The following is a 26,351-nucleotide window of genomic DNA, read 5'->3' on the forward strand; positions in this document are numbered from 1 at the left end:
GCTCTACATGGAAGTTTGGCCGGGAGATGCCTATCCGCTGGGTGCAACCTACGACGGAAACGGCACTAACTTCGCGCTCTACAGCGAAGTGGCGGACTCCGTAACGCTGTGTCTGTTCGATGAGGACGGCAATGAGGAACAGATCCGCCTGAGCGAGGTGGATGGATACGTCTGGCACTGTTACCTGCCGCAGGTTATGCCGGGGCAGAAATACGGGTTCCGTGTCGACGGACCGAATGATCCCGAGAACGGGAACCGGTGCAACCCCAACAAGCTGCTGCTGGACCCGTATGCCAAGGCCGTGGCCGGGGAAATCGACTGGGACCAGGCGCTGTTTGGCTACAACTTCGGTGACGAAAACTCACGCAATGACGAGGATTCGGCACCGCACATGATGATGGGCGTGGTGATCAACCCGTTCTTCGACTGGGACGGGGACCGGAAGCCCAAGACCCCGTACCACCAGTCAGTGATCTACGAGGCCCACGTCAAGGGCCTGACGGAACTGCACCCCGACGTTCCGGAAGAGCAGCGCGGCACGTACGCCGGCGTCGCACACCCCTCGGTGATCGCCCATCTGCAGAAACTGGGCATCACCGCGATTGAACTTATGCCGGTCCACCAGTTCGTGAATGACTCGACCCTGCAGGAGAAGGGGCTGTCCAACTACTGGGGTTACAACACCATCGGCTTCTTCGCACCGCACAACGTCTACAGCGCCACGGGCGACCACGGGCAGCAGGTCCAGGAATTCAAGGCAATGGTGCGCGCACTGCACCTTGCGGGCATCGAAGTGATTCTGGACGTGGTTTACAACCACACGGCCGAGGGCAACCACCTGGGCCCCACCCTCTCCTTCCGCGGTATCGACAACGCGTCCTACTACCGTCTGGTGGACGATGACAAGCGGTACTACATGGACTACACCGGCACCGGCAACTCGCTGAATGTCGGCAACCCGCACTCCCTGCAGCTGATCATGGACTCGCTGCGTTACTGGGTGACGGAAATGCACGTTGACGGTTTCCGCTTCGACCTCGCCTCCACTCTGGCCCGCGAGTTCTACGATGTGGACAAGCTGTCCACGTTCTTCGAACTGGTGCAGCAGGACCCGGTAGTTTCCCAGGTAAAGCTGATTGCCGAGCCCTGGGACATCGGACCCGGCGGCTACCAGGTGGGCAACTTCCCGCCCCAGTGGACCGAGTGGAACGGCAAGTACCGCGACACGGTCCGCGACTTCTGGCGCGGCGAGCCATCCACCCTTGGCGAATTCGCCTCCCGCATCACCGGGTCCGCCGACCTCTACGAGTCCTCGGCCCGCCGGCCCGTTGCCTCCATCAACTTCGTTACCGCCCACGACGGTTTCACGCTGCATGACCTGGTGTCCTACAACGAGAAACACAACGAAGCCAACGGTGAGGACAACAACGACGGCGAGTCCCACAACCGGTCCTGGAACTGTGGAGCCGAGGGACCCACCGATGATCCCAACGTGCTCTCCCTGCGCGCCCGGCAGCAGAGAAACTTCCTTGCCACGCTGCTGCTCTCCCAGGGCGTGCCCATGATCGCGCACGGCGACGAGCTGGGCCGGACCCAGCAGGGCAACAACAACACCTATGCCCAGGACTCCGAGCTGAGCTGGATCAACTGGGATTCCATGGACACCCCGCTCATGGAGTTCACTGCTGCGGTCAACACGCTGCGCGCCGAACATCCCACGTTCCGCCGGCGCCGCTTCTTCGACGGACGGCCCGTGCGGCGAGGCGAGGGCGAAGCGCTGCCGGACATCGTCTGGCTCACCGAGGACGGCACCCCCATGTCTCCGGATGACTGGGACACCCCGGTCAGCCGGTCCCTGGGCGTGTTCCTCAACGGGCAGGGAATCCGCGGCAAGGACGCCCGCGGACAGCGGATCACCGACGCGAATTTCCTGCTCTACTTCAACGCGCACGACGAGGCCGTGAAGGTCACAGTCCCGGCCAAGGAGTACGCCCCCATGTGGGATGTAGTCATTGACACTGCAGGTGAATATGCGGATGCGGACCCGGTACCGGCGGACAGCCAGCTGAGTGTGGCTGCCAAATCCATGGCGGTGCTGCGGGCCCATGCCGAAGAAGAGGAACACGACCACTCCGTGGCCGCTTCGCTCGCGGCGCTGGCCGGGTCGAAGGCACAGCAGAACCCCGGGACGGCCGAATGAGGACCCCGCTGTCCACGTACCGCCTGCAGATCCGCCCGTCGTTCACCCTCCACGACGCCGCCGCCCTGGTCCCGTACCTGGCGGACCTCGGCGTGGACTGGGTCTACCTCTCGCCGATCCTGACAGCGGAGGAGGGCTCCGACCACGGCTACGACGTGGTTGACCCCTCCGGTGTCGATCCGGCCAGGGGCGGAGCTGACGGGCTCAAGGCACTGTCGGAGGCCGCCCACGCAGCCGGGATGGGGGTGCTGGTGGACATTGTGCCCAACCACATGGGCGTCGCCACGCCTGCCCGGAACAAGTGGTGGTGGTCGGTACTCGAACACGGCCGCGGCTCCCGGTACGCGGAGGCCTTCGACATTGACTGGGAAGCGGGTGGCGGAAAGCTGCGCCTTCCCGTCCTGGGCGACGGCGACAACGAACTGGAGCAGCTCAAGCTGGTCAACGGTGAGTTGCACTACTACGAGAACCGCTACCCGGTGGCTCCCGGCACGGTGCGGGACGGGGATTCGGCACAGGAGGTCCACGCACGTCAGCACTATGAACTGGTGAACTGGCGGCGGGCCGACAGCGAGCTGAACTACCGCCGGTTCTTCGGCGTCAACACCCTGGCAGGCATCCGCGTGGAGGAGCCGTGGGTGTTCGACGAGGCCCACGCCGAGATCCGACGGTGGTTCGACGAGTCGCTCGTGGACGGACTGCGGATCGACCACCCGGACGGACTCGCAGACCCCAAGGGCTACCTCGCCCGGCTGCGGGAAATTACCGGCGGCGCCTACATCCTGGTTGAAAAGATTCTGGAACCGGGAGAGTCCCTGCCCCGGGACTGGGAAACCGAAGGCACCACAGGCTACGACGCGCTCGCCGACGTCGACCGTCTCTTCACCGACCCGGCCGGCGAGGAGACACTCACCGCGCTCGTGCCTACCGAGCCCTACGCCGACATGATCCACGGCACCAAGCGCGGCATCGCGGACCAGCTGCTGAACTCGGAGGTGCAGCGGCTGGTGCGGCTCCTGCCCGCGGACTCAGGACTGGATCCGGCAACCGCAGCGGACGCCCTGGCGGAGCTGCTGGCCTGCTTCCCGGTCTACCGCAGCTACCTGCCCGAGGGGAGTGAATACCTCACGGACGCCGTGGTTGCCGCGACTGTTCGTCGGCCGGACCTTGCCGGTGCCCTGCACATCCTGCACCGGCTGCTGAACCCGCTGCCGGCAGGGGAGACGTCCACTGTCCCGCTGGCTGACCTCGGAGAACTCGCGGTCCGGTTCCAGCAGACCTCCGGGATGGTGATGGCGAAAGGGGTGGAGGACACCGCGTTCTACCGCTACTCACGCCTGACCTCCCTGAACGAAGTGGGTGCCGATCCGGCGCACTTCGCCGTCACGCCGTTTGAGCTGCATGCCAGGCTGCTTCGGCGGCAGCTGGAACAGCCCGCCGCCATGACGGCCCTGACCACGCATGACACCAAGCGCAGCGAAGACACCCGCGCCCGGATTTCCGTTCTCTCGGAAATCCCCGGCGAGTGGGCAGCCGCCTTCGGGAAACTGCAGGCACTGGCACCCATGGGTGACGAGCCGATGGCGAACCTGCTCTGGCAGGCCGTCATCGGCGCCTGGCCGCTCAGCCGGGACCGTGCACATGCGTACGCGGAAAAAGCCTCACGCGAGGCATCTGCCAGCACCACCTGGACGGCCCCCGACGCAGCGTTCGAAGCCCGGATGCACGCCGCGATCGACGCCGCGTTTGACGACGCCGAGGTGAACACCCTGGTTACCTCCCTGGTGGAGCGGATCCGCACCGCGGGATACTCCAACTCGCTCTCGGCCAAGCTGCTGCAACTGACCATGCCCGGCGTTCCGGATGTCTACCAGGGCACGGAATTCTGGGACCGGTCCCTCGTGGACCCGGACAACCGGCGCGAGGTGGACTTCCAGCGCCGCCGGGACGTGGCGGCGTCGTTCGCCGGAACCGGAGCTCCGGAAGTTGATGAGGACGCAGCGGCAAAACTGCTGATCACCACCCGCGCGCTCCAGCTCAAGCGCGGCCGGCCCGAGCTCTTCAGCGGCTACGTTCCCGTCACAGCGGAGGGCCCGGCAGCCGGGCACCTTTTCGGTTTTGACCGCGGCGGAGCAGTGACCCTGGTGACCCGCCTCCCGGTGGGGCTGCAGGTGCAGGGCGGCTGGCAGGAAACCGGTGTGTTGCTGCCCGCGGGAACCTACCGCGACGTCATTACGGGAACTACCCATACAAGCGACGGCCGGGTGGCCGTCGCAGATCTGTTCGGCAGCTACCCGGTGGCGCTGCTGGTTCGGGAGGACGGCGAGTGAGGACGAACTTCGATGTGTGGGCTCCCAAAGCCAACACCATGACCCTGCTGGCGGACGGGCGCCGCCTGTCCATGAGCCGGGGTGAGAACGGCTGGTGGCACGCCCAGCATGCCGAGCTGCTCGAGGACATTGACTACGGCTATCTCATTGACGACGCCGGGACTCCGGTGCCTGATCCGCGCTCCCGCCGGCAGCCGGCGGGCGTGCATGAGCTGTCCCGGACGTTTGACCCGGAGCTCTTCGACTGGCAGGACGGGGACTGGGTGTCTCCGGGGCTCGACGGCGGGGCCATCTACGAGATGCATGTTGGCACCTTCACCCCCGAGGGAACCCTGGATGCAGCCATCGAGCGGCTGGGCTACCTGGCGGAGCTGGGCGTGCGGTACGTGGAGCTGCTTCCGGTGAACTCCTTCAACGGGACACACAACTGGGGCTACGACGGCGTGCTGTGGTATTCCGTGCAGGAAACCTACGGCGGGCCCGAGGCCTACCAGCGCTTTGTCGACGCCGCGCACCGGGCGGGCCTGGGCGTTATCCAGGACGTGGTCTATAACCACCTTGGTCCCAGCGGCAACTACCTGCCCATGTTCGGCCCCTACCTCACGGAAGGGAAAGCCAACACCTGGGGGGATTCGGTGAACCTGGACGGACCGCTGTCGGACACCGTTCGCGAGTACATCGTGGAGAACGTGCTGATGTGGTTCCGCGACTACCACGTGGACGGGCTGCGCCTGGACGCCGTCCACGCACTGCACGACGAACGGGCGGTGCACATCCTCGAAGAGATTGCTGCCGCCACCGATGAGTGCGCGGAAACACTCGGCAAACCGCTGTTCCTGATTGCCGAATCCGACCTGAACAACCCCCGGCTGATCACGCCGCGGAACGTGAACGGCTACGGCCTGGCCGGGCAGTGGTCAGATGACTTCCATCATGCCGCGCACACCAACCTCACCGGGGAAAACGGGGGCTACTACGAGGACTTCGATTCCGTCGAAGCCCTGGCGAAGGTGCTGCAGGAAGGCTTCTTCCACAACGGCACCTTTTCATCCTTCCGCGGACGAACCCACGGACGGCCCATCGACAAGGACCGGGTGTCCGCCCGGCAGCTGGTGGTCTGCACCCAGAACCATGATCAGATCGGCAACCGGGCGGCAGGGGACCGGCTCAGCGCGAGCCTGGACTATCCGCAGCTGGCGCTGGCGGCCGTGCTGAACCTGACGTCGCCGTTTACGCCCATGATCTTTATGGGCGAGGAATTCGGGGCGTCCACTCCCTGGCAGTTCTTTACCTCGCATCCGGAACCTGAGCTGGGCAAGGCGACGGCGGAAGGACGGCTGCGGGAATTCGAACGGATGGGATGGGATCCGGACACGGTACCGAATCCGCAGGACCCGCAGACCTTCGCCAATTCGAAGCTGGACTGGTCCGAAGCTGAAAGTGATGGCCACGGCCGGCTGCTGGGGTTGTACCGGCAACTCCTGGACCTGCGCCGAAACCGTCCGGACCTGACCGACCCGGATATGGACGCTACGAGTGTGGACTTCGACGAGGTGGGACGCTGGCTGGTGTTCCGGCGCGGAGACACCGCCGTGGCGCTGAACTTCGCCGATACGGCGCGGGAAGTTCCGGTTCCCCTGGGTACAGCAGCGCAGGTCCTGCTTGAGACGGGCCCGTCGGAGCTTTACGGCGACGCACTGCAGCTGCCCGGCTACGGCGCTGCGGTGCTGGGCGCAGCAGGGAACTGACGGGCCTGCCGGGCACCGGCGCACTACACCGGATCCGTGGGGCCGGCGGTGCGGGGCAAAAGCCCTGCGCCGCCGGTCTTTGCCGTATCGGGCTCCTGCGGTGTGCCCGGGCGGGTGCTGCCCGGCGGCCTGCCTGGCCTTAGGAACCGCCAGGGCGTGTTGAGGAACGTGGCCTGTCCGCTAGTCCATAGCATGAGGCCATGGACGAGGTGGTGTGGTGGGAAGTCGAGACGACAGATCCGGAGCTTTTTCAGCAGTTCCACGCGGCGCTCTCAGGCTGGTCTTTTGAGCCTGCCTTCGAGGACACGGAGCTCGGAGCGGACTACTGGATCATCAAGGCAGGCGATCGCGGAATAGGCGGGCTTCAGCGGGCGGACCCGTCGGCACCTCCTCCGTCTGCAGGACCGCGGTTGTATGTGGCGGTCGATGACCTTGAGGCAGGGCTCGACCGTGTTGCAGCGCTCGGCGGCCTGGTAGAGCGATCCCGGGTTGCTTTGGGTGGCGCCGATCGGTGGTTCGGCATTTTTCGAGATCCAACCGGGGTGTCCTTCGGCATGTGGACCGGGCACGCAACACGGCCCTAGCGCCCCGGAACCGCGGCGAGCAGCTCAGCGGCATGGACCTTGACGGCTGCACGGAAACCGGGGTGGCCGGCCACCGGGGGCGGGAACACCGCGGAGAGGTCCAGGAGCCTGTCGACAAGCCCGGATTCCGGGCCGGCAGCCTGTGCGGCCAGGGTTTCCCGCAACGGGTCCTCCAGCGGCAGCACGGAACCGTGGACATTCCGCTGCCGGTAAACGAACACCATCCACGCGGCCACCAGCCGGGCCAGGGCCTCCGGAACCGTACCCAGAGCCAACAGGTCCGCCACCGTCGCCAGGGCGCGGACCGGAAGCTTCTGGGAACCGTCCATGGCCACCTGGAGTGTGGTGTGGCCGAGGGCCGGATTACGGAACCGGGCCAGGATGGAAGCCGAGTATTCCTCCAGGTCCACCCCCGGGGGCGGAACCAGGGTGCGGATGGCCTCCGCCTGCAGCGCGGACGCGTCAGCGGCGAGGTCCTCATCCGCTGCCGCGTCGGCGATGGTGGCGTAACCCTTCAGCGCACCCAGGTATGCCAGCAGTGAGTGGGTGCCGTTGAGCAGGCGCAGCTTCGCGGCTTCGAACGGGGCCACGTCAGGGGTCAGGACCGCCCCGGCCAGTTCCCAGGCCGGCCGGGCGGCGGCGAAGTCATCCTCCAGAATCCACTGGCCGAAGGGCTCCGCCACCACGAGTGCCTCGTCCCGGAGCCCGAGTATGCCGCTGCCCAGCTGCCGGTCTGCTTCCGTGGTTGCCGGGACAATCCGGTCCACCATGGTGGAGGGGAACGTCACCGATTCCTGCAGCCAGGCACAAAAGCCGGTGCCCCCGGCTTCCGCGAGTTCCGTGACCAGTGTTCGCGTCAGGGCACCGTTGCTAATGAGGTTGTCGCAGGACACCACGCTGAGCGGGGCACCCGATGAGCGGTAGCGGGCAAACAGGCCGCGTGCCAGCAGGCCCAGCGGGGTGCGGGCGGCGACGTCGGAGGACGCCGGGCGCTGCCGGCTGTCAGCAGCAAGGGTGGCCCGGTCCGCTGCCACGCCGTCGGCCATGGCCAGATGTCCTGAGGCATCCCGGGGATAGCCCTTCTCCGTCACCGTCAGGGTCAGCACCCGGGTGTCCGGTTCTGCCAGTGCCCGGAGCACCAGTGGTGTGTCACGGCCGGGAAACACAGCGCCGCGCAGCGATCCGATGATCCGAAGTGATGCATCGGCCGCATTGCCCGCACCGGGCTGCGCTTTCGTCAGCACCGTGTACAGCCCGTCCTGCGGTTTCAGCGTGTCGGCCACCCGGGCGCTCCTGCCGGTCACACCCAGGATTCCCCAACCGGTGTCGCCGGTGGCAGCGGCAGCGTCTTCGGTGTACACCGCCTGGTGTGCCCGGTGGAAGGCCCCCAGCCCCAGATGGACCATTCCGGTCCGCAGGCTGCCCGGATCCACCGCGGGACCGAGCGCGGAACCGCATCCGGCGGACGCAAGGGACGCCCGGCTCAACCGCGGAGCCGCTTCCCCGGCAGGAGGGATCTGTGGGCCGGTCTCAGTCCACATCTTCACGCACCTGGGAAACCAGCTGCGTGGGATTCACGAACCGGAGCGCAACCACCAGGAGCACCATCATCATGAGCATGTAAATCACGGCCATGGCGTCCACCGACTGCTGTGCCCGGATGCCGGCCCCCGTCATCGCCGTGAAGAGTGCCACCACCAGGGTGTCGGAACTTGAATTGGAGGTGAGGAAGGTTAGTTCAAACATTCCGACGGTGCGCACCAGGACCAGCACAGCCGCGGCCAGCACCCCCGGAATCAGCAGCGGTGCAAGGATCCGGGTAAACAACCGTGTCATATTGGCTCCGCACATGCGCGCGGCGGACTCGATGGACGGGTTGATCTGTTCAATGAACGGCGTCATGGTCAGGATGACGAACGGTACCGAAGGCACCAGGTTGGCCAGGATGACCCCGGTCAGGCCAGGTGCCAGATGGTAGTAGGTCAGCAGTGTCGCCAGCGGAATGCCGTACGTGATCGGCGGCATCATAATCGGCAGGAGGAAGACCAGCATGACTATGTTCTTGCCGGGGAAACTGCGCCGGGCAAGGACATAGGAGGCGGGCGCACCGATGAGGACCGAAATGCCGACGACGGCCACGGCGACAATCACGGTGGTGCTGACCACCTGGGTGAGGTCGTACTGCTGCCAGGCTTCCCCGTACCAGGCGGTTGTATAGCCGGAGGGGAACCAGGAGTCGAACCACTGGCCGGCGAAGGAGTTCACCACCACGGAGGCGACAACGCCGAAAAGGAGAATCAGGAACAGGGCCATGCCGCCCCAGACCAGGAACGTTCCCGGGGTGGCCTTCAACTGCCGCCGTCCGGGCTCCGGTACCGGCGGTGCCTCGGTGTCCTTGAGGATGGTTGCGCTCATCAGCCTTTGCCTCCGGTGCTTCCCTTGTACATCCGGGACCGCCACAGCAGCACCAGGATAATGACGAGTAGTTCCACCGCACCCATGACAATTGCGGCGGCAGATGCCAGGGGATAGTCGAACTGCTGCCCCCAGGCGTTGTAGGCGACGTAGGCGATCACCCGGGTGGAGCCGGACGGGTCACCCACCAGGATGGCCGACGGAAAAACGCTGAAGGCCAGGACAAAGGTCAGGCAGAAGGTGATGGCCAGGCCGGGAGCCAGGAGCGGCAGCGTGATCTTCCGGAACCTCTGCTTCCAATCCGCGCCCAGCGTCTGTGCGGCGGCCTCCAACGAGGGGTCGATTCCGGACAGGTAGGAGAGGATCAGCAGGAAGGCGAAAGGAAACCCCGAGATGATCAGGGACCACAGCACTCCCCAGTAGTTCTGCACCAGGTCCAGGGGACCGAAACCGAAAATCTCCAGGAACCGGTTGAGCCAGCCGCGCTGGCCGAAGAAGTTCAGCAGCCCTTCGGCTGTCAGCACGGTGCCGAGGGTAATCGGAATGACCAGAACGGTGGTCAGCGCCCGCTTGCCGCGGAACTTTCCCCGCATCTTGTAGGCGATGGGAATTGAGGCGGCAACGTTAAAGACGGCGGCCGGGACTGCGAGCTTCAGCGTGATCCAGATGGATTCCAGTCCCCGCATGGAGGGATCCGTGAAGAACTTGATGTAGGCACCGAACAGGCCGCCTTCACGCGGCTGGAAGGACAGCCCGAGGCCGTAGACAAACGGATACACAAACAGCACTAGGGCGAACAGCAGGGCCGGCACCAGCAGCAGGAGCAGCCGGTCGATGCCGCGCTCGGCAAGCCGGTGGGAGAGTGCCGGGCGGGTTCCGGTTTTTTCCGGGGCGGCGCTGCGGGACCTCCCGGGCGCCTGGGTCATGGCGTGGCCTCCTGCAGCTCCGGGACGGGCGCCGCAGCCGTCAGGGCTGAAGCAAAAACAAGGACCCGTTCGTGGGGCGCCGAGACCGTGATCCGCTGCCCTGCTTCGGCCGTGCGGTGGGTCCGGATGTGGAGTGCCTGGCCGGTGTCGGTCCGGGCTTCGACCGCGAATTCCCGGCCCTGGTATTCGACCACTTCGACCACCGCTTCGAGCCGGGTATGGCCGGCGTCCGGGCCGCCCGCATCGGTGATTTCGAAGTCCTCGGGGCGGATCCCCACTTTCACTGCGTCTCCCGGGGCAAGCGGATCCCGGGTGGCGCCGGTGATGCCCGTGCCCGCTACGGAGACAGTGGCCATGCCGCCGCGCGTATGCTCCACGACGCCGTCGAGCAGGTTCCGGTACCCCATGAAGTCGGCAACGTGCCAGTTGGTGGGGTGCTCATGCAGGTCCTGGGGCGTGCCCACCTGCTGGACTTCGCCCTGGCGCAGCACCACCAGACGGTCAGCGAGGGACAGTGCCTCCTCCTGGTCATGGGTGACGTAGATCGTGGTCAGGCCGAGGGACTGGTGCAGGCGGCGGATTTCGGTCCGCATCTCCAGCCGGAGCTTCGCATCCAGGTTCGAGAGCGGTTCATCCATCAGCACCAGCGGGGGACGCAGCACTACGGCGCGCGCGATGGCGACCCGCTGCTGCTGTCCGCCGGACATCTGCCCGGGGAGTTTCCTGGCATGCGGGCCGAGCTGGACCAGCTCGATGGCCTCCGCCACCCTGGTTTTGATCTCGGCCCGGGGGATCCTGCGCATTTCCAGCCCGAACGCGATGTTTTTCTCCACGCTCAGGTGCGGAAACAACGCATAGTTCTGGAATACCATGCCGAAGCCCCGTTTTTCCGGCACCAACCGGTCTATTTGGCGGCCGTCCATGAGGATGCGTCCGCCGGTGAGGGGCAGCAGCCCGGCCAGGCAGTTCAGCGCCGTGGACTTTCCGCAGCCGGAGGGTCCGAGCAGGGCGATGAATTCGCCGCTGCGGATATTCAGGTTCAGGTCGCTAAGAGCCGCCTGTCCGCCGAAATTCCTGGCGACGTGCTCGAGCTCCAGTGTCTTGAAGGAAGTTGCCTGGATGCTCATTTCTTTTCTTCGATCTTTCCGCTCGCCACGTCGGTATCCCAGGTGTTAAAGGCCGTGACCAGATCCTCGGCACTGATCGGGGTTGCCTTGGGGTTGTCCTCAATGAGGGCGTCGTATTCAGGACGGCCGAATTTGGCGATGACGTCCTGGCTGCTCTGCGGGGCCATGTCCAGGGTCACGCCTTCAACGGCCGGACCCGGGTAGAAATAGCCGCTGTCATAGGTTTTCGCCTGCTGCTCAGGGGTCAGGGCATACTGCAGGACCTGCAGGATGGCCGACATCTTGTCCGCAGACACGCCCTTGGGGACAACCGCGTACTGGGCATCTGTCACCCAGGTAAAGCCTTCCAGCGCCTGCACCTCGAAGTTGGCCGGCACCTGCTCAAGTGCCCTCGGATTGATGTCCCAGCCGGTGGTGGTCAGTGCCATGTCCCAGGTCCCGTTTTTCAGGTTGTTCATGGTGACGCCGGTGCCGGTGGGGTAGGAGCTGATGTTCTGGTTCAGCTGCTGGAGGTAGTCCCACGTTTTCGTCCAGCCGTTCGCCGGGTCCTTGGGATCGTCGTCGCCAAGGATGTAGGGCAGCCCCATCAGGAAGGTGCGGCCGGGACCTGAGTTTGCCGGGCGCGCGTACCCGAACCGGCCGGGATTCTCCTGGGTCCAGGTCAGCAGCTCCTCGGCCGTGGTGGGCGGGTTGGGAACCTTCTCGGGGTTGTACTCCAACAGCGGACCCGAGGGGTAGTACGTCAGGGCCACCCCCTTGTCCTCGGCCAGTTTCTGCATTTCCGCTGCAGGCTCCTGGTAGTTGTCCATATTGGAGAGCCGGTCCTTGTAGTCCGCGGCGATGGGGACAAAGAGATCCTCGCTGATCCCTGCGGACAGGCCGTCGGTTCCGGTGAGCACCAGGTCAATCTGCAGGTTCCCTGCCTGCTGCTGGGCCTTGACCTTCCCCGCCATATCCGGTGCACCCGCAGTTTCCCACGTAACTCCCGAGACAACATCGGGGTGCTCGCTGACAAAGGAGTCGAAGATCCCTTCGGTCAGCTGTTTGTTGCCGGCAACGTCGAGAATGTTCAGCGTCACCGCCTCTGACGGGGCATCGGGAACGTCGCTCGTGGCGAGCTCTTCCCCGCCGGCATTTCCTCCGGGCGCCCCGCAGGCTGCTGCGAGCATCGCAGTCGCCGCGAAGACTGAAACCATCTGCAATTTCTTACTGTTTCGCATTGCTTGACCTTTCATTGAGTCCTGCGTCTTCGCGGGACGTGAGGGGCACTGCTGAACGGTGGGGAACGGATGTTGAATCGCGGATCATCAGGTGGATGGGCAGGGCCTCGGGCGGCAGATCCCGGCGTTCGGGAAGAATGCGGTCGATCAGCGCGTCCACGGCCGCCGTTCCGACCTTGCGCAGGGGAGCGCGGACGGTAGTGAGCGCTGGCGAGACCAGGGTGGCGGCGCTGACGTCATCGATGCCCACCACACTCATCTGCTCCGGTACGCGTATGCCCCGCGCCTGCAGGCGCGAGAGGATGCCAAGTGCCATGAGGTCGTTGTAGGCCAGCACCGCGGTTGCGCCCGACGCCGCCGCCAGGTCAGCTGCGGAGAGTCCGCCGTCGAAAACCGGCGGGAAGGAGCCGATGCTGACTACCTCGAGCCCCGGCAGATCGGTGAGGGCCAGGCGGATGCCGTTCCGGCGCTGGCTGTCCGACCACGACGTCGCCGGTCCGCCGGCGTAGGACACCGTGCGGTGCCCCAGGGCGTAAAGGTGTCCCAGCGCCTGGCGGACAATCTCGGTGTCATCGACAGTGATGCTGTCCACCTGCGGCAGCCGCCGGTTGATCAGCACCATGGTGGTGTCCCGGGCGATCTGCCCGAGATCCTCATCCGACATGCGCGGGGAGCAGAGAATCAGCCCGTCGACCTGGGAGGCCAGTTTCCGTACGAGCTCGATCTCCGCACGCACGTCCTCGTCCGAGTCCGCCACGAAAACGGCGTAGCCCTCGCTGAGGGCCCGGCCCTGCACACCCTTGGTGACTGAGGCGAAGTACGGGTTTTCCAGATCCGGCACCACCAGGCCGAAGTTGCTGGTGCGTCCGGTGATCAGGCCGCGTGCGGAGGTGTTCACGCTGTACCCGAGCTGGGCTGCGGCGGCGAGGATGCGGTCGCGGGTGTGCGGGGCGACCAGGTTCGATGCTGAGAGGGCACGTGAAACCGTTGATGCGGAGACGCTGGCCAGTCTCGCTACATCCCTGACAGTTACCGCACCCGCCATTGCAGGACCCGCCTCACCTCGTTGTCGCGGCCACCGGAGTGTGGCGTACACCACACAATGCAATCGTTTGCAAACCGTGTCAATACTTTCGCCGTTCGGATTTTCCAAAGCTGATTCGCTCCCGGAAAGGCCTTGCCTTCTCAGGCATTCACCCGCATATTGGAGTGCACCAGGCCGTGCAGGGCGTGGCATTTGTTGCAAACGTCGTGTTTCAAAGGAGAGGCATCAACGTGACTGAACAGCGCACCGCCTGGCAGCTGGACCCGGATCGGGCCCTGCCGGCCGAGCCCGGCGTCCGGGCCCTGGCCCGCGAAATCTACGCCTCCACCGCCGCACTGCCCATTGTGTCGATGCACGGGCACGTGGACGTGGACCTGCTGGTGCAGGACGAGCCCTTTGCCAATCCCGCCGAGATGTTCGTGATCCCGGACCACTACCTCGTGCGTATGCTCGTCTCGCAGGGGGAAAGCCCCGCAGCACTGGGTATCCCCACACAGGACGGATCCCCGTACGAGACGGATCCCCGCGAGGTCTGGCGCCGGTTCTGCCGCAACTGGAAACTCTTCCGGGGAACCCCCACCCGCTACTGGCTGGAACACGAACTGGCGGTGGTCTTCGAGGCTCCTGCACCTCCCTCGGAGGAAACCGCCGACGGGCTTTACGATTTTCTTCTTGACCGGCTGGCCCGGGACGAGTCCCGCCCCAGGGCGCTGCTGGACCGCTTCAACGTGGAACTGCTGGCCACCACCGACTCTGCCGCCTCCGGCCTTGCAGGGCACCGGAAGCTTGCAGAGCAGGAAGGGCGCCAGCGGATCCTGCCCACGTTCCGTCCCGATGACCTGCTGCACATCCGCAGGCCCGGCTGGGCGGCCGACGTCCGCCGGCTCTCGGAAGTCTCCGGCATCGAAGCGGGGGATTACGACTCGTTCCTGCTGGCCCTGCGGCAACGCCGGGCAGCGTTCCTGCAGGCGGGTGCCAGGGCCACGGACCACGGACATCTCAGCGCGTCGGCCGAGCCGTTGGATCCGGCCGACGCCCGGAGCATCTTTGCCGCCGCGCTGCGCGGTGAGTCCGATGCGGCGGCAGCCGAAGCCTTCGCCGGCGGAATGCTGTATGAAATGGCGCGCATGTCCGCCGAGGACGGGCTGGTGATGCAGCTGCATCCGGGGGTGCTGCGCAACCACAGCAGCGCCGTCCGCAGCCGCTATGGAACCGACAAGGGGTTCGATATTCCGGTGCGGGTGGAATTCACCCGTGCGCTGCAGCCCCTGCTGAACAGCTTCGGCATGGATCCGGGTTTCCGGATGATTGTCTTCACCACTGACGAAACGGTGTACTCCCGGGAGCTGGCGCCCCTGGCCGGCGCCTATCCCGCCCTGCGGCTTGGTGCGCCCTGGTGGTTCCTGGACAGTCCCGAACAGATGCGCCGGTTCCGCGAATCGGCGGTGGAGACCGCGGGCTTTTACAACACCAGCGGTTTCGTTGACGACACCCGTGCGCTGGCGTCCATCCCCGCCCGGCATGACCTGGCCCGAAGGGTCGATGCGGGTTTCCTGGCCCGTCTGGTCGCGGAAGGCAGGCTGGCGGCGGCAGAGGCCGTGGAGACCGGAATAGACCTCGCCTACAACCTTCCGCTGCAGTCCTACGCGCCCCGGCCCTGAGAACCGCGACCGGGCGCACGGTTTCATCCCGCTCAGTTCCACCCCTACCGGCGCCACACCTGTCAGCACAACCCCTATCACCACCGCCACTATCAGCACCGCCCCTACCAAGGAGAGACCATGGCAATCCGCTCTGCAGAAGTGCTGGTCACCAGCCCCGGCCGCAACTTCGTCACGCTCAGGCTGACCACCGATTCCGGGGTGGTCGGGCTGGGTGATGCCACCGTCAACGGCCGTGAACTGGCGGTGGCCGCCTATCTGAAGGAACACGCGGTGCCGCTGCTGATCGGCCGGGATGAACGCCGGATCGAGGACACCTGGCAGTACCTGTACCGCGGGGCGTACTGGCGCCGCGGCCCGATCACCATGGCAGCGATTGCCGCCGTCGACGTCGCGCTCTGGGACATCCTGGCCAAGGAGGCCGGGCTGCCGCTCTACCGGCTGCTGGGCGGGGCGTCACGCACGGGCTGCCTGGCCTACGGCCATGCCTCGGGCAGCGACCGGGATTCACTCTTCACCTCCATCCGCAATCACCTGGACCAGGGCTTCCGGGCCATCCGGGTCCAGACGGGAGTCCCCGGACTGGGTCAGATCTACGGGGTCGCCGCGGACCAGCGGCCCGGACAGCGCTACGACTACGAACCCGCGCTGCGGGCTCCGCTGCCCGCCGAGGAAGCCTGGGACACGCGGGCGTATCTTCGCCACATTCCCCAGGTCTTCGCCGATGTCCGGGCTGAGTTCGGTCCGGAACTGGTCCTGCTGCATGACGGCCATCACCGGATGACCCCCAACCAGGCTGCCGGGCTCGGAAAATCGCTCGAACCCTATGACCTGTTCTGGCTGGAGGACTGCACACCGGGGGAAAACCAGGAGGCGCTGCGCCGCGTGCGCTCGCAGACCACGGTTCCGCTGGCCATCGGGGAAGTGTTCAACAGTGTGTACGACTATCAGACCCTCATTACCGAGCAGCTGATCGACTATGTCCGCTCGGCCGTCACCCACACCGGCGGCATCACCGCGCTGCGGAAGCTGATGGACTTCGCGGCCGTTTACTCGATTAAATCCGGGTTCCACGGACCCACGGATATTTCCCCGGTGGGCCAGGCCGCCCAGCTGCACCTGGGCCTGGCGCTGCACAACTTCGGGATCCAGGAGTATATGAAACACTCCGAGGACACGCTGCGCGTCTTCCGCACCGGCTACAGCTTCAGGGACGGGCTCCTGCACCCGGGCGAGGCTCCGGGACTGGGCGTGGATTACGACGACGAGGCCGCCAAATCCTTTGACTACACACCTGCGTACCTGCCGGTCAACCGGCTGCTGGACGGGACGGTGCACGACTGGTGAGCAGCCTTCCCGGGGTGCCGGCGGGCAATACCGCCGAGCCGCACAGCGAAAGCCCGCACAGCGAAAGCCCGCACAGCGACAGCCCGCACAGCGAAAACCCGCAGAGCGGACCCGCACGGCACACCGCCGTGCTGCGCCTCGCTGACGGGGACGAAGTAGGCGTAGCCTTGCGCCTGCTCCCGGCAGGGGAGCCGGTGGAGGGGCCCGGAGGGTCCGTCCTGGTTCCCGCCGCCAACATTCCGCAGGGGCACAAGTTGGCGCTGGCGGATATCGCCGCGGGAGACCGGGTACACAAATACGGGCAGGTCATTGGGCAGGCCACCACACCGATTACCGCCGGAGACCATGTCCACAGCCACAACCTGGCGATGGCAGAAGCCGGGCAGGACATTGAGTTCGGCACGGCATGCTTCCAGCCGCCGGCGCCGGACGGTCCGCGGCCGGTCTTCCAGGGCTACCGACGGCGCAACGGGCGTGCCGGGACGCGGAATTACATCGGAATTCTGACCTCCGTCAACTGCTCCGCGAGCACCGCCCGGATGATCGCGGACCAGTTCCGCGGCCCGGTCCTTGATGCCTTCCCCAATATCGACGGCGTGATGGCACTGACGCATTCCTCCGGCTGCGGCCTGGTGGCTGGCAGTGAAGGTGCAGAGATTCTCTTCCGGACCCTGTCCGGCTATTCCCACCATCCGAACTTCGCCGGACTGCTGGTGGTGGGGCTGGGCTGCGAAATGCTGCAGGCCGACCGCCTGATCGATGCGGAGATATCCGCCGAGCTGGTTGAGCGGCTGGTCATCCAGGAATCCGGCGGGGTGCGGGCATCGGTACGTGCCGGCGTGGAGGCAGTCCGGCGCATGCTGCCGGTGCTGAACGAATGCCGGCGCGAACCGATCGATGTCTCGGAGCTGGTCCTGGGGATGAACTGCGGCGGATCGGACGGCTACTCCGGCATCACCGCCAATCCGGCGCTGGGCGTGGCCTCGGACCGGCTGGTCGGCTGGGGCGGCACTTCCGTCCTGGCTGAAACACCGGAAGTTTTCGGTGCGGAACACCTCCTTGCCGCCCGGGCGGTAACCCGCACTGTGGGGGAGCGGCTGCTGGACCGGCTGGGCTGGTGGCAGGAGTACGCGCTCCGCGGCGGAGGCAGCCTGGACAATAACCCGTCCCCGGGCAACAAGGCCGGCGGACTGACCACCATCCTGGAAAAGTCGCTGGGCGCCGTTGCCAAGGCAGGCCGTGCCGAGCTCACCGATGTCATTGGCTATGCGGACCGGATCCGCGGGCCCGGGCTCGTTTTTATGGATACACCGGGCTATGACCCGGTATCCGTCACCGGAATTGTGGCTGGCGGGGCCACGGTGGTGTGTTTCACCACCGGACGCGGTTCGGTGCTGGGCTGCCGCCCGGTGCCCAGCATCAAACTGGGCACCAACACGGAGCTGTACCGCCGGATGGCGGAAGACATCGACATCAACTGCGGCGAAATCATTGACGGCGGAACCGACCTGCAGGAGATGGGGGAGCGGATCTTCCACCGGATCCTGGCCACCGCCTCGGGCCGGCAGACCGTGAGTGAGGAACTGGAACTCGGACAGGATGAGTTTGTCCCGTGGCAGCTGGGAGCCGTGACATGAGCGGACCCGTACGCAGCGCCGCGTGGGGCACGGTGGCATTATGGGGGCCATGACTTATGAAGCTGCGGAAAACCGATACGATTCCATGCCGTACCGCCGGGTTGGCGAGAGCGGGCTGAAACTGCCGGCCGTCTCGCTGGGGCTCTGGCACAATTTCGGCGACGACAAGGACTTTGACACCCAGCGGGCCATTCTTCGCCGTGCCTTCGACCTGGGCGTCACGCACTTTGACCTGGCCAACAACTACGGCCCGCCCTACGGTTCCGCGGAAACCAACTTCGGCCGCCACCTGCGCGATGACTTCCGCCCGTACCGAGACCAGCTGGTAATCTCCAGCAAGGCGGGCTATGACATGTGGCCGGGCCCCTACGGCAACTGGGGATCGCGCAAGTACCTGCTCTCCAGCCTGGACCAGTCGCTGGAACGCATGGGGCTGGATTACGTGGACATCTTCTACAGCCACCGTCCGGACCCGGACACCCCGCTGGAGGAAACCATGGGGGCCCTGGATACCGCCGTGCGCTCCGGCCGTGCCCTGTACGCGGGTATTTCCTCCTATTCGCCGGAGAAGACGCTCGAGGCGGCACAGATCCTGCGGGAGATGGGCACCCCGCTGCTGATCCACCAGCCCTCCTACTCCATGCTCAACCGCTGGGTGGAACAGGGGGACCCCAACCTCTTCGCGGCGCTGCGTGAGGTCGGCGCGGGATCCATCGCGTTCTCACCGCTGGCCCAGGGCCTGCTCACCAACAAGTACCTGGGCGGGGTGCCGGATAATTCCCGGGCCGCCGCCGGCAAGTCGCTGGACCCCTCGCAGCTGTCGGATCAGAACCTGGAGCGGGTGCGGGGGCTGAACAGCATTGCGGAATCCCGGGGCCAGACCCTGGCGCAGATGGCCATCGCCTGGGTCCTGCGTACTCAGCCGGACGGCTCTGCCATCACCTCCGCCCTGATCGGAGCCTCCAGCGTCAAGCAGCTGGAGGACTCCCTGGCCGCCGTGAACAACCTCGAATTCAGCGACGACGAGCTGCGTCGGATCGACGACTACGCAGTGGATTCCAAGATCAACCTGTGGGCCGCCGCCCTCGAGGCGTAGTGGAGGGACTGCACATCCGGGAGGCCCGGCCGGGAGACTGGCCGGGCCTCTGGGCCATCATGGAACCGGTGCTTCGGTCCGGGGAGACCTACTGCTGGGACACCACCGCTTCGGAGGACGCAGCACGGCCCCTCTGGCTGGAGCCTGCCCCGGCCGTCGTGTTCGTCGCTGAACTGGACGGAGCCGTTGCGGGCACGGCCCAGCTGCACCCAAACCGCCCCGGCAACGGCAGCCACGTGGCCAACGCGTCGTTTATGACCGGGACGGCGTTCACCGGACGCGGCATCGCCCGTGCGCTTGCCGAGCATGTGCTGGCCGAGGCAGCCCGCCGCGGTTACCGGTCCATGCAGTTCAACGCCGTGGTGGAAACCAACACCCGGGCAGTGCGGTTGTGGCAGTCGCTGGGTTTCCGGATCCTCGCCACCGTGCCGGAGGCATTCCGGCACCCGCGGCACGGCCTGACCGGACTGCACATCATGCACCGTTCGCTGACAGAGGGTGAAACGGCGCCGGACCGGGACGGCGAAAGCGTGCGGGAGTGAAAGAATAGGGACGTGAACTACCCTGAATTCCCTTCCCCGGCAGAACGTGCCGCCGTCATCGACCTGGCCGCCATCCGGCACAACGTCCGCCACCTCTCCCACATTGTCAGTCCCGCCCGGGTCATGGCCGTGGTGAAGGCGGATGCCTACGGTCACGGTGCCGTGCAGACCGCCCGGGCCGCACTTGAAGCAGGCGCAGCCTGGCTGGGAGTGGCACACATCAGCGAGGCGCTGGAACTGCGTGCTGCCGGAATTACCGCGCCGGTGCTCGCCTGGCTGCACACGCACCAGACGAAGTTCGACGAAGCCATCCGGGAGAACATCGACGTCGGAGTATCCGGCTGGGACCTGGACGCGGTGGTGGCTGCCGCCCGCGAACTGGAGATGCCGGCCCGGGTGCACCTGAAAATCGACACCGGCCTGGGCCGCAACGGCTGCCCGGAGGAACTCTGGGAAGCCTTCGTGGGCCGTGCGCTGGCCTACCAGGAAGAGGGACTGCTGCGGGTGGTGGGCATCTTTTCCCACTTCGCCGTGGCCGACGAACCGCACCGGCCGGAAACCGATCAGCAGCTGGAGAAGTTCCGCATCGCCGTCGCCGTGGCCGAGGACGCCGGTGTGGACCGCGAGGTGCGGCACATCGCCAACACCCCGGGCGCCCTCTCCCGCCCCGACGCCCATTTCGACCTGGTCCGAATCGGGCTGGGCATGTACGGCCTGTCTCCGTTTGCCGGACAGACCCCGGCCGAGCTGGGACTGCGCCCGGCGATGACGCTGAAAACCACCATCTCCGCCTGCAAGGAGGTCCCCGCCGGGCAGGGAGTCTCCTACGGGCTGCACTACCGCACCCAGGAACCCACCACGCTGGCCCTGGTGCCGCTGGGCTACGCCGACGGCGTTCCCCGCGTAGCCACCGGCGGTCCCGTCCAGGTGGACGGGCAGGTGTATCCGGTGGTCGGCCGGATCGCCATGGACCAGATGGTCATTGACCTGGGCCGCACCGGCATCGCCGGTACCGAGGATTCCCTGGTCGGCAGGGAAGCGGTTCTCTTCGGCGGCGAAGGCCTGCCTGGGGTGGACGAATGGGCTTCGGCCGCCGGCAGCATCAATTATGAAATCATCACCCGGATCAGCGAGCGGGTTTCCCGCACCTACATCGACAGCGCCGCAGGAACCGCTGAAGAATCCGGAACCGGGCCCATTGCGCTGGAAGCCGTCCCCGAAGCGCCGTCCGGTGACGTGCCGGGCGGTGAAGCGCCGTCCGGTGACGTGCCGGGCGGAACAGCGGAAGCAACCGGGGCCGAGGCGGTCCGGGCACAGTGACGCAGTCTGCACAGTGGGAAGCTGAATACCGGACCCGCGGAGCCCAAGAAACCAAGACCCTGGCCGCCCGTCTTGCACGGACCCTCCGCCGCGGGGATCTGGTGCTGCTCACCGGGGAACTGGGTGCGGGCAAAACCACCTTCACCCAGGGCCTGGGCGAAGGCCTCGGAGTGCGGCCCGGGATCATCTCGCCCACCTTCGTGCTGGTTCGGGAACACCCCAACCTCGGCGACGGTCCGGACCTGGTCCATGTGGACGCCTACCGGCTGGCCTCCGAAGGCGAAGTTGATGATATTGATCTCGAAGCGTCGATGGACCGCGCCGTCACCGTGGTCGAGTGGGGCCACGGCCTGGTGGAACACCTGGCGGACAGCCGGCTGGAGATAACCCTTGTCCGGGAGGTCGGAGGGGATCGCCCCCTGGCCGCCGGGACCGCGCCGGGGACCGACTTTTCAGACGACGACGCCGATGAGGAGCGCGTCCTCCGGCTCGCCGGCTACGGTCCGCGCTGGCAGGACGCACCGGACCTGCGCTGAGGGGGCAGGCCGGGTCCCGCACCACGGGCACCACGGCACGCGCCGTAGAATGGAAACCGTGCTTATCCTCTCCATTGATACCTCCGCCATAGCCAGCGCGGCACTGCTCACCGGGGAGGGGGAAGTAATTGCGTCCTTCGCCACCGAAGACACCCGCTCCCACGCCGAGGTCCTCGCGCCGGGCATCGCCGGGCTGCTGGCCGGGGCAGGCGTGACCGGTGCGGACCTTGATGCCGTGGTGACCGGTGTCGGCCCCGGGCCGTTCACCGGCCTGCGCACCGGCATCGCGACCGCCCGCACCTTGGCTTTCGCCTGGGACAAGCCGCTGCACGGGGTCATGAGCCTGGACGCCATAGCCGTGGATGCGGCCCTGGACGCCTGGCGGCTGGGGATTGACGAGTTTGCCGTCGCCACCGACGCCCGGCGCAAGGAGGTCTACTGGGCTGCCTACCGCAGCACCGGCGGGACACCCGAGCTTCTCGACGGTCCGCATGTCTCGGACCCGGCGCAGGTTCCGGCCCTGCCGGTCTACGGCGCCGGTGCGGGCCTTTACCCGGAGGTCCTGCACGCCGTAAAGGATTTCGCCAACGCCCAGCCCACCGCTGAGGCCCTCGGCCGCACCGCGGCCGCCCGCCTGGTGCGCGGCCTGCCGCTGTGGCCGAGCACCCCGCTGTACCTGCGCGAATCCGATGCCAAGGTCCCGGGCCCCCGGAAGCGTGCCCTGTGAGCAGCACGGCCATCTCCATCCGTCCCATGACCGCCGAGGACATCCCCGCGGTGGATGCCTTGGAGCGCAGGCTTTTTCCCGTCGACGCGTGGCCGCTGCAGATGTTCCACGATGAACTCGCCCAGACGGACACCCGCTCCTACTACGTGGCGGAAGATCCGGCGGGCACGGTAATCGGCTACGCCGGCCTGATGTGTGTCCTGCCCATCGCGGACGTCCAGACCATCGCGGTTGTGCCCGAAAATGAGGGATCCGGCATCGGTTCCCGGCTGCTGGCCACACTCGTGGAGGAGGCGAAACAGCGCGGCGCCGAAGACGTGCTGCTGGAGGTGCGGGATGACAATCCCCGTGCCCAGCGGCTGTACCGCTGGTTCGGCTTCGAACAGATCCACATCCGCCCGCGCTACTACCGCGACGGCGCTTCCGCACTCATCATGCGCCTGCCGCTGGCCGCCTGGACCGGGGCGCCCGGCCCCGCCGTGCCCGGCCCCGCAGCATCCGAACAACAGCAAAAGGACAGCAAATGAACCGTACCGACCCGCTGGTGCTTGGCATCGAATCCTCCTGCGATGAGACGGGCGTCGGCATTGTCCGGGGCACGCAGCTGCTGACCAACACGGTGTCCTCCTCCATGGAGGAACACGTGCGGTTTGGCGGGGTGATCCCGGAAATCGCCTCCCGCGCCCATCTTGATGCCGTGGTGCCTGCCCTGCAGGCGGCCCTGGCCGAAGCGGGCGTCAGCCTCGCGGACCTGGACGCCATCGCCGTCACCTCCGGGCCCGGGCTCTCCGGCGCGTTGATGGTGGGCGTCAGCGCCGCAAAGGCACTGGCCCTGGCCACCGGCAAGCCGCTGTACGCGATCAACCATTTGGTGGCGCACGTGGGAGTGGGCGTGCTCGACGGCGGCGCGCTGCCGGATAACCTCGGTGCGCTGCTGGTCTCCGGCGGACACACGGAAATCCTGCGCGTTGCCTCCCTCACCAGTGATGTTGAACTGCTTGGCTCCACCATTGACGACGCCGCGGGCGAGGCCTATGACAAGGTGGCACGCATCCTGGGGCTGGGCTACCCGGGCGGGCCGGCCATTGACCGGCTGGCCCGTGAAGGGAACCCGAAAGCCATCCGCTTCCCGCGCGGCCTGACCCAGCCCAAGTACATGGGCACCGCTGAGGCCCCGGGCCCGCACCGCTACGACTGGTCCTTCTCCGGCCTCAAGACGGCCGTGGCCCGCTGCGTGGAGCAGTACGAGGCCGCCGGGCAGGAGCTGCCGGTGGCGGACATCGCCGCGTCCTTCCAGGAGGCAGTAGTGGACGTCATCACCGCCAAGGCCGTCCTGGCCTGCACCGAGCACGGCATCACCAATCTGCTGCTCGGCGGGGGAGTGGCGGCGAATTCCCGGCTGCGGGAGCTGACCGGGGAACGCTGCGCCGCCGCAGGAATCACGCTGCGCGTCCCGCCCATCTCCCTGTGCACGGACAACGGCGCCATGGTGGCTGCCCTGGGCGCGCAGGTGGTAATGGCCGGCGGGGAACCCTCCGGCATCGGTTTCGGCACGGACCCGTCCCTGCCCGTGACCAGCATCCATCTGGCTCCCGCCGGCGCGTAGCGTTCGACGGCAGACGGCAGACGGCAGACGGCAGACGGCGCATCCGCGCCCCGCAACTCCAGTCGGCAGAAGGGCCCCGGCAGTTATCCCGCCGGGGCCCTTCATGCTTTTTGGCAGACTCCGCCGGATCAGGCCCCGCGCAGCTGGGCGATGCCGTCCAGGACGACGGCGCGCAGGTCGCCGTCGTTCTCCGCGGCGACACGGCGCTGGCGGTGGTAGCCGGCGCCCCGTTCAATAATGGTGCGGACGTCGTTCAGCTCGTTGCTGCAGCCCAGCTGCTCCGCAATGGGCTCAAGCCGGGGCAGGACATCTTCGAGCAGATGCTCGGTAACCAGCTTTTCGTTGCCCGCGGCGTCGAGAATAACAATGGCTTCGAGCCCGTAGCGGGCAGCCCGCCATTTATTTTCCTGCACGTGCCACGGCGGCATGGTGGGGATGGTGCCGCCGGCGTCGATGATCGAGGAGAACTCGTGGACCAGGCACTGGGTAAGCGCCGCCACCGCGCCGATGTCCTGCAGGCTTGCCAGACCGTCGCAGACCCGCATCTCGATGGTGCCCAGCCCCGGAACCGGCCGGATGTCCCAGCGGATTTCGCTGATGGAGTCAATCACGCCGGTGGTGAGCATGTCCGCCACGTAGGACTCGTACTCCGCCCAGGATGCGAACTGGAAAGGCAGCCCGGACGTGGGCAGCTGCTGGAACATCATGGCCCGCTGCGAGGCGTACCCGGTGTCCTCCCCGGACCAGAACGGCGACGAGGCGGAGAGCGCCTGGAAGTGCGGGAAGTAGTTCACCAGTCCGTCCAGGACGGGGAGGACCTTGTCCCGGCTGTCCAGTCCCACGTGGACGTGCACACCGTAAATGAGCATCTGCTGGCCCCACCACTGGGTGCGGTCAATGAGCTTTGCGTACCGTTCCTTGTCCGTCACCGGCTGTGACCTCGGCGCGCTGAACGGGTGGGAGCCGGAGCAGAAAAGCTCCACGCCCATGGGGTCAGTGACCCGGCGGACGGCTTCGAGGGAGCGGGTCAGATCCGCCTTCGCCTCGGCCACGGTGGTGCACACCCCGGTCACCAGCTCCACGGTGTTCTCCAACAGCTCCTGCTTGATGTGCGGGTGCTCCTCATCCGCGCGCATCGCCGGATCGTTGGCGTTGACACCGGACAGCACCTGGTCTGCCACGGAGACCAGGTCACCCGTGCGGCCGTCCACCAGGGCGAGTTCCCACTCGACTCCCAGGGTTGACTGCGCGGACTTGGCGAACTCGATTTCCAAACTGTCTCCTGCTTCATGCAATACCAAATAACAGCGCCCGGACCCGCATCTTTGCGCTTGAGAACCTTCACAATCCTATAACCGCCGCGGGTCCGGGCGAACCGCCGGCGAAAACCCGTCCGGGTGCCGGGCCACCGGCCGGGCACGGCCATAATGGGTAGATGCCGATCCTGAACAAAGACATGACCCTGTGCATCTCGCTGGCCGCCCGGCCCAGCAACATCGGGACGCGCTTCCATAACTACCTTTATGACCAGCTGGGCCTGAACTACGTATACAAAGCGTTTGCGCCGGCTGACCTGGCGCAGGCGATTGCCGGGGTGCGCGGGCTGCCCATCCGCGGCGCGGCGGTGTCCATGCCGTACAAGGAGGATGTGATTGCCCTGGTGGACCGGATGGATCCCTCCGCCCGGGCCATCGATTCGGTGAACACCATCGTGAACGACGACGGCGTGCTGACGGCCTACAACACGGACTACCTGGCCATCGCCCGGCTGCTGCGGGACCACAGCGTGCCTGCCTCGCACTCGGTGCTGCTGCGCGGATCCGGCGGCATGGCCAAAGCGGTGGCCGCAGCGCTGCGGGATGCAGGCTTCTCCGACGTCACGGTGGTGGCCCGCAACGAGGGGACCGGGCGGGCCCTGGCGGATCTGTACGACTTCAGCTGGCAGGCCGAGCCGGGCACCTCCACGGCGGATCTGCTGATCAACGTCACCCCGCTGGGCATGGCGGGCACCGATGAGTCCGTGCAGTCCTTCACCGACGACGCCGTGGCTGCCGCCAAGGTGGTGTTCGACGTCGTCGCGCTGCCCGCTGAGACGCCGCTGATAGCCGCTGCCCGGAAGGCGGAAAAGCAGGTCATCACCGGCGCCGAAGTGATTGCCATCCAGGCGGAGGAACAGTTTGTGCTCTACACCGGGGTGCGGCCCACACCCGAGCAGGTCCGGGCGGCCAGCGAGTTCTCCCGCGCCTGACCGGCCAGCCGCCGGCTGACGGGCCAGCCGCCGGCT

General features: G+C 66.6%; 22 protein-coding genes. 15 read left to right on the forward strand and 7 right to left on the reverse strand.

The window, feature by feature from the left end:
* Positions 1 to 7 precede the first annotated feature (7 nt).
* From glgX to AC5RVB_RS12425, 4 genes are all read left to right on the forward strand, one after another.
* Positions 8 to 2,200 carry a glycogen debranching protein GlgX gene (gene glgX, locus AC5RVB_RS12410; RefSeq protein WP_227903807.1) on the forward strand — a complete coding sequence of 731 codons (2,193 nt, stop codon included), beginning with the start codon at positions 8 to 10 and terminating at the stop codon, positions 2,198 to 2,200.
* A complete protein-coding gene (gene treY, locus AC5RVB_RS12415; RefSeq protein WP_494142831.1) occupies positions 2,197 to 4,530 on the forward strand; it encodes a malto-oligosyltrehalose synthase in 2,334 nt (777 codons plus the stop codon). Before glgX ends, treY begins: the two co-directional genes overlap by 4 nt.
* Positions 4,527 to 6,278, forward strand: coding sequence for a malto-oligosyltrehalose trehalohydrolase (treZ, locus tag AC5RVB_RS12420; protein ID WP_494142832.1), 1,752 nt, complete (start codon positions 4,527 to 4,529; stop codon positions 6,276 to 6,278). Before treY ends, treZ begins: the two co-directional genes overlap by 4 nt.
* Positions 6,279 to 6,478: 200 nt before the next feature.
* On the forward strand, positions 6,479 to 6,862 hold the full coding sequence (locus AC5RVB_RS12425; RefSeq protein ID WP_494142833.1) for a VOC family protein: 384 nt from the start codon (positions 6,479 to 6,481) through the stop codon (positions 6,860 to 6,862).
* Here AC5RVB_RS12425 and AC5RVB_RS12430 read toward each other — a convergent pair.
* The 6 genes from AC5RVB_RS12430 to AC5RVB_RS12455 all read right to left on the reverse strand — a co-directional run bounded on the left by AC5RVB_RS12430 (position 6,859) and on the right by AC5RVB_RS12455 (position 13,595).
* On the reverse strand, positions 6,859 to 8,295 hold the full coding sequence (locus AC5RVB_RS12430; protein ID WP_494142834.1) for a mannitol dehydrogenase family protein: 1,437 nt from the start codon (positions 8,293 to 8,295) through the stop codon (positions 6,859 to 6,861). The genes AC5RVB_RS12425 and AC5RVB_RS12430 overlap by 4 nt on opposite strands.
* A gap of 97 nt (positions 8,296 to 8,392) precedes the next feature.
* Positions 8,393 to 9,277: an ABC transporter permease gene (locus AC5RVB_RS12435; protein ID WP_227903797.1), complete on the reverse strand. Its 885-nt coding sequence runs from the start codon at positions 9,275 to 9,277 to the stop codon at positions 8,393 to 8,395.
* On the reverse strand, positions 9,277 to 10,203 hold the full coding sequence (locus AC5RVB_RS12440; RefSeq protein WP_494142835.1) for an ABC transporter permease: 927 nt from the start codon (positions 10,201 to 10,203) through the stop codon (positions 9,277 to 9,279). The genes AC5RVB_RS12435 and AC5RVB_RS12440 overlap by 1 nt, the downstream gene beginning before the upstream one ends.
* A complete protein-coding gene (locus tag AC5RVB_RS12445) occupies positions 10,200 to 11,330 on the reverse strand; it encodes an ABC transporter ATP-binding protein (RefSeq protein WP_494142836.1) in 1,131 nt (376 codons plus the stop codon). Before AC5RVB_RS12445 ends, AC5RVB_RS12440 begins: the two co-directional genes overlap by 4 nt.
* The gene (locus AC5RVB_RS12450) at positions 11,327 to 12,526 is read right to left on the reverse strand and encodes an extracellular solute-binding protein (protein WP_227928809.1); all 1,200 of its coding nucleotides are present in this window, start codon (positions 12,524 to 12,526) and stop codon (positions 11,327 to 11,329) included. The genes AC5RVB_RS12445 and AC5RVB_RS12450 overlap by 4 nt, the downstream gene beginning before the upstream one ends.
* 10 nt (positions 12,527 to 12,536) lie before the next feature.
* The gene (locus AC5RVB_RS12455; protein ID WP_227903790.1) at positions 12,537 to 13,595 is read right to left on the reverse strand and encodes a LacI family DNA-binding transcriptional regulator; all 1,059 of its coding nucleotides are present in this window, start codon (positions 13,593 to 13,595) and stop codon (positions 12,537 to 12,539) included.
* A gap of 230 nt (positions 13,596 to 13,825) precedes the next feature.
* Here AC5RVB_RS12455 and uxaC point away from each other — a divergent pair, with 230 nt between their 5' ends.
* The 10 genes from uxaC to tsaD all read left to right on the forward strand — a co-directional run bounded on the left by uxaC (position 13,826) and on the right by tsaD (position 24,067).
* On the forward strand, positions 13,826 to 15,256 hold the full coding sequence (gene uxaC, locus AC5RVB_RS12460) for a glucuronate isomerase (protein ID WP_494142837.1): 1,431 nt from the start codon (positions 13,826 to 13,828) through the stop codon (positions 15,254 to 15,256).
* A 120-nt stretch (positions 15,257 to 15,376) separates the two neighbouring features.
* Complete coding sequence (gene manD / locus AC5RVB_RS12465) at positions 15,377 to 16,603, forward strand: D-mannonate dehydratase ManD (RefSeq protein ID WP_494142838.1); 1,227 nt, start codon at positions 15,377 to 15,379, stop codon at positions 16,601 to 16,603.
* Positions 16,600 to 18,240 (forward strand): UxaA family hydrolase, encoded by a 1,641-nt coding sequence (locus AC5RVB_RS12470; protein ID WP_494142839.1) that lies wholly within the window; start codon positions 16,600 to 16,602, stop codon positions 18,238 to 18,240. The genes manD and AC5RVB_RS12470 overlap by 4 nt, the downstream gene beginning before the upstream one ends.
* Positions 18,241 to 18,289: 49 nt before the next feature.
* Positions 18,290 to 19,336 (forward strand): L-glyceraldehyde 3-phosphate reductase, encoded by a 1,047-nt coding sequence (gene mgrA, locus AC5RVB_RS12475; protein WP_227903783.1) that lies wholly within the window; start codon positions 18,290 to 18,292, stop codon positions 19,334 to 19,336.
* Positions 19,336 to 19,878: a GNAT family N-acetyltransferase gene (locus tag AC5RVB_RS12480; RefSeq protein ID WP_341482219.1), complete on the forward strand. Its 543-nt coding sequence runs from the start codon at positions 19,336 to 19,338 to the stop codon at positions 19,876 to 19,878. The genes mgrA and AC5RVB_RS12480 overlap by 1 nt, the downstream gene beginning before the upstream one ends.
* Positions 19,879 to 19,890: 12 nt before the next feature.
* Entirely contained in the window at positions 19,891 to 21,198 is a 1,308-nt protein-coding gene (gene alr / locus AC5RVB_RS12485) for an alanine racemase (RefSeq protein WP_494142840.1), read from the forward strand.
* Positions 21,195 to 21,734, forward strand: a complete 540-nt coding sequence (gene tsaE, locus AC5RVB_RS12490; RefSeq protein WP_494142841.1) for a tRNA (adenosine(37)-N6)-threonylcarbamoyltransferase complex ATPase subunit type 1 TsaE — start codon at positions 21,195 to 21,197, stop codon at positions 21,732 to 21,734. Before alr ends, tsaE begins: the two co-directional genes overlap by 4 nt.
* A 58-nt stretch (positions 21,735 to 21,792) precedes the next feature.
* The gene (tsaB, locus tag AC5RVB_RS12495; RefSeq protein WP_494142842.1) at positions 21,793 to 22,461 is read left to right on the forward strand and encodes a tRNA (adenosine(37)-N6)-threonylcarbamoyltransferase complex dimerization subunit type 1 TsaB; all 669 of its coding nucleotides are present in this window, start codon (positions 21,793 to 21,795) and stop codon (positions 22,459 to 22,461) included.
* Positions 22,462 to 22,487: 26 nt separating this feature from the next.
* A complete protein-coding gene (gene rimI / locus AC5RVB_RS12500) occupies positions 22,488 to 22,988 on the forward strand; it encodes a ribosomal protein S18-alanine N-acetyltransferase (protein WP_227903995.1) in 501 nt (166 codons plus the stop codon).
* Complete coding sequence (gene tsaD, locus AC5RVB_RS12505) at positions 22,985 to 24,067, forward strand: tRNA (adenosine(37)-N6)-threonylcarbamoyltransferase complex transferase subunit TsaD (RefSeq protein WP_227903777.1); 1,083 nt, start codon at positions 22,985 to 22,987, stop codon at positions 24,065 to 24,067. Before rimI ends, tsaD begins: the two co-directional genes overlap by 4 nt.
* 128 nt (positions 24,068 to 24,195) lie before the next feature.
* Here tsaD and AC5RVB_RS12510 read toward each other — a convergent pair whose 3' ends face one another.
* Complete coding sequence (locus tag AC5RVB_RS12510) at positions 24,196 to 25,341, reverse strand: glutamate--cysteine ligase (RefSeq protein WP_227903775.1); 1,146 nt, start codon at positions 25,339 to 25,341, stop codon at positions 24,196 to 24,198.
* 161 nt (positions 25,342 to 25,502) lie between these two features.
* Between AC5RVB_RS12510 and AC5RVB_RS12515 the strand changes: the two genes are divergently transcribed.
* On the forward strand, positions 25,503 to 26,315 hold the full coding sequence (locus tag AC5RVB_RS12515) for a shikimate 5-dehydrogenase (protein WP_227903774.1): 813 nt from the start codon (positions 25,503 to 25,505) through the stop codon (positions 26,313 to 26,315).
* Positions 26,316 to 26,351: the final 36 nt, after the last annotated feature.

The sequence above is a fragment of the Arthrobacter sp. Y3225209 genome, assembly GCF_059090685.1.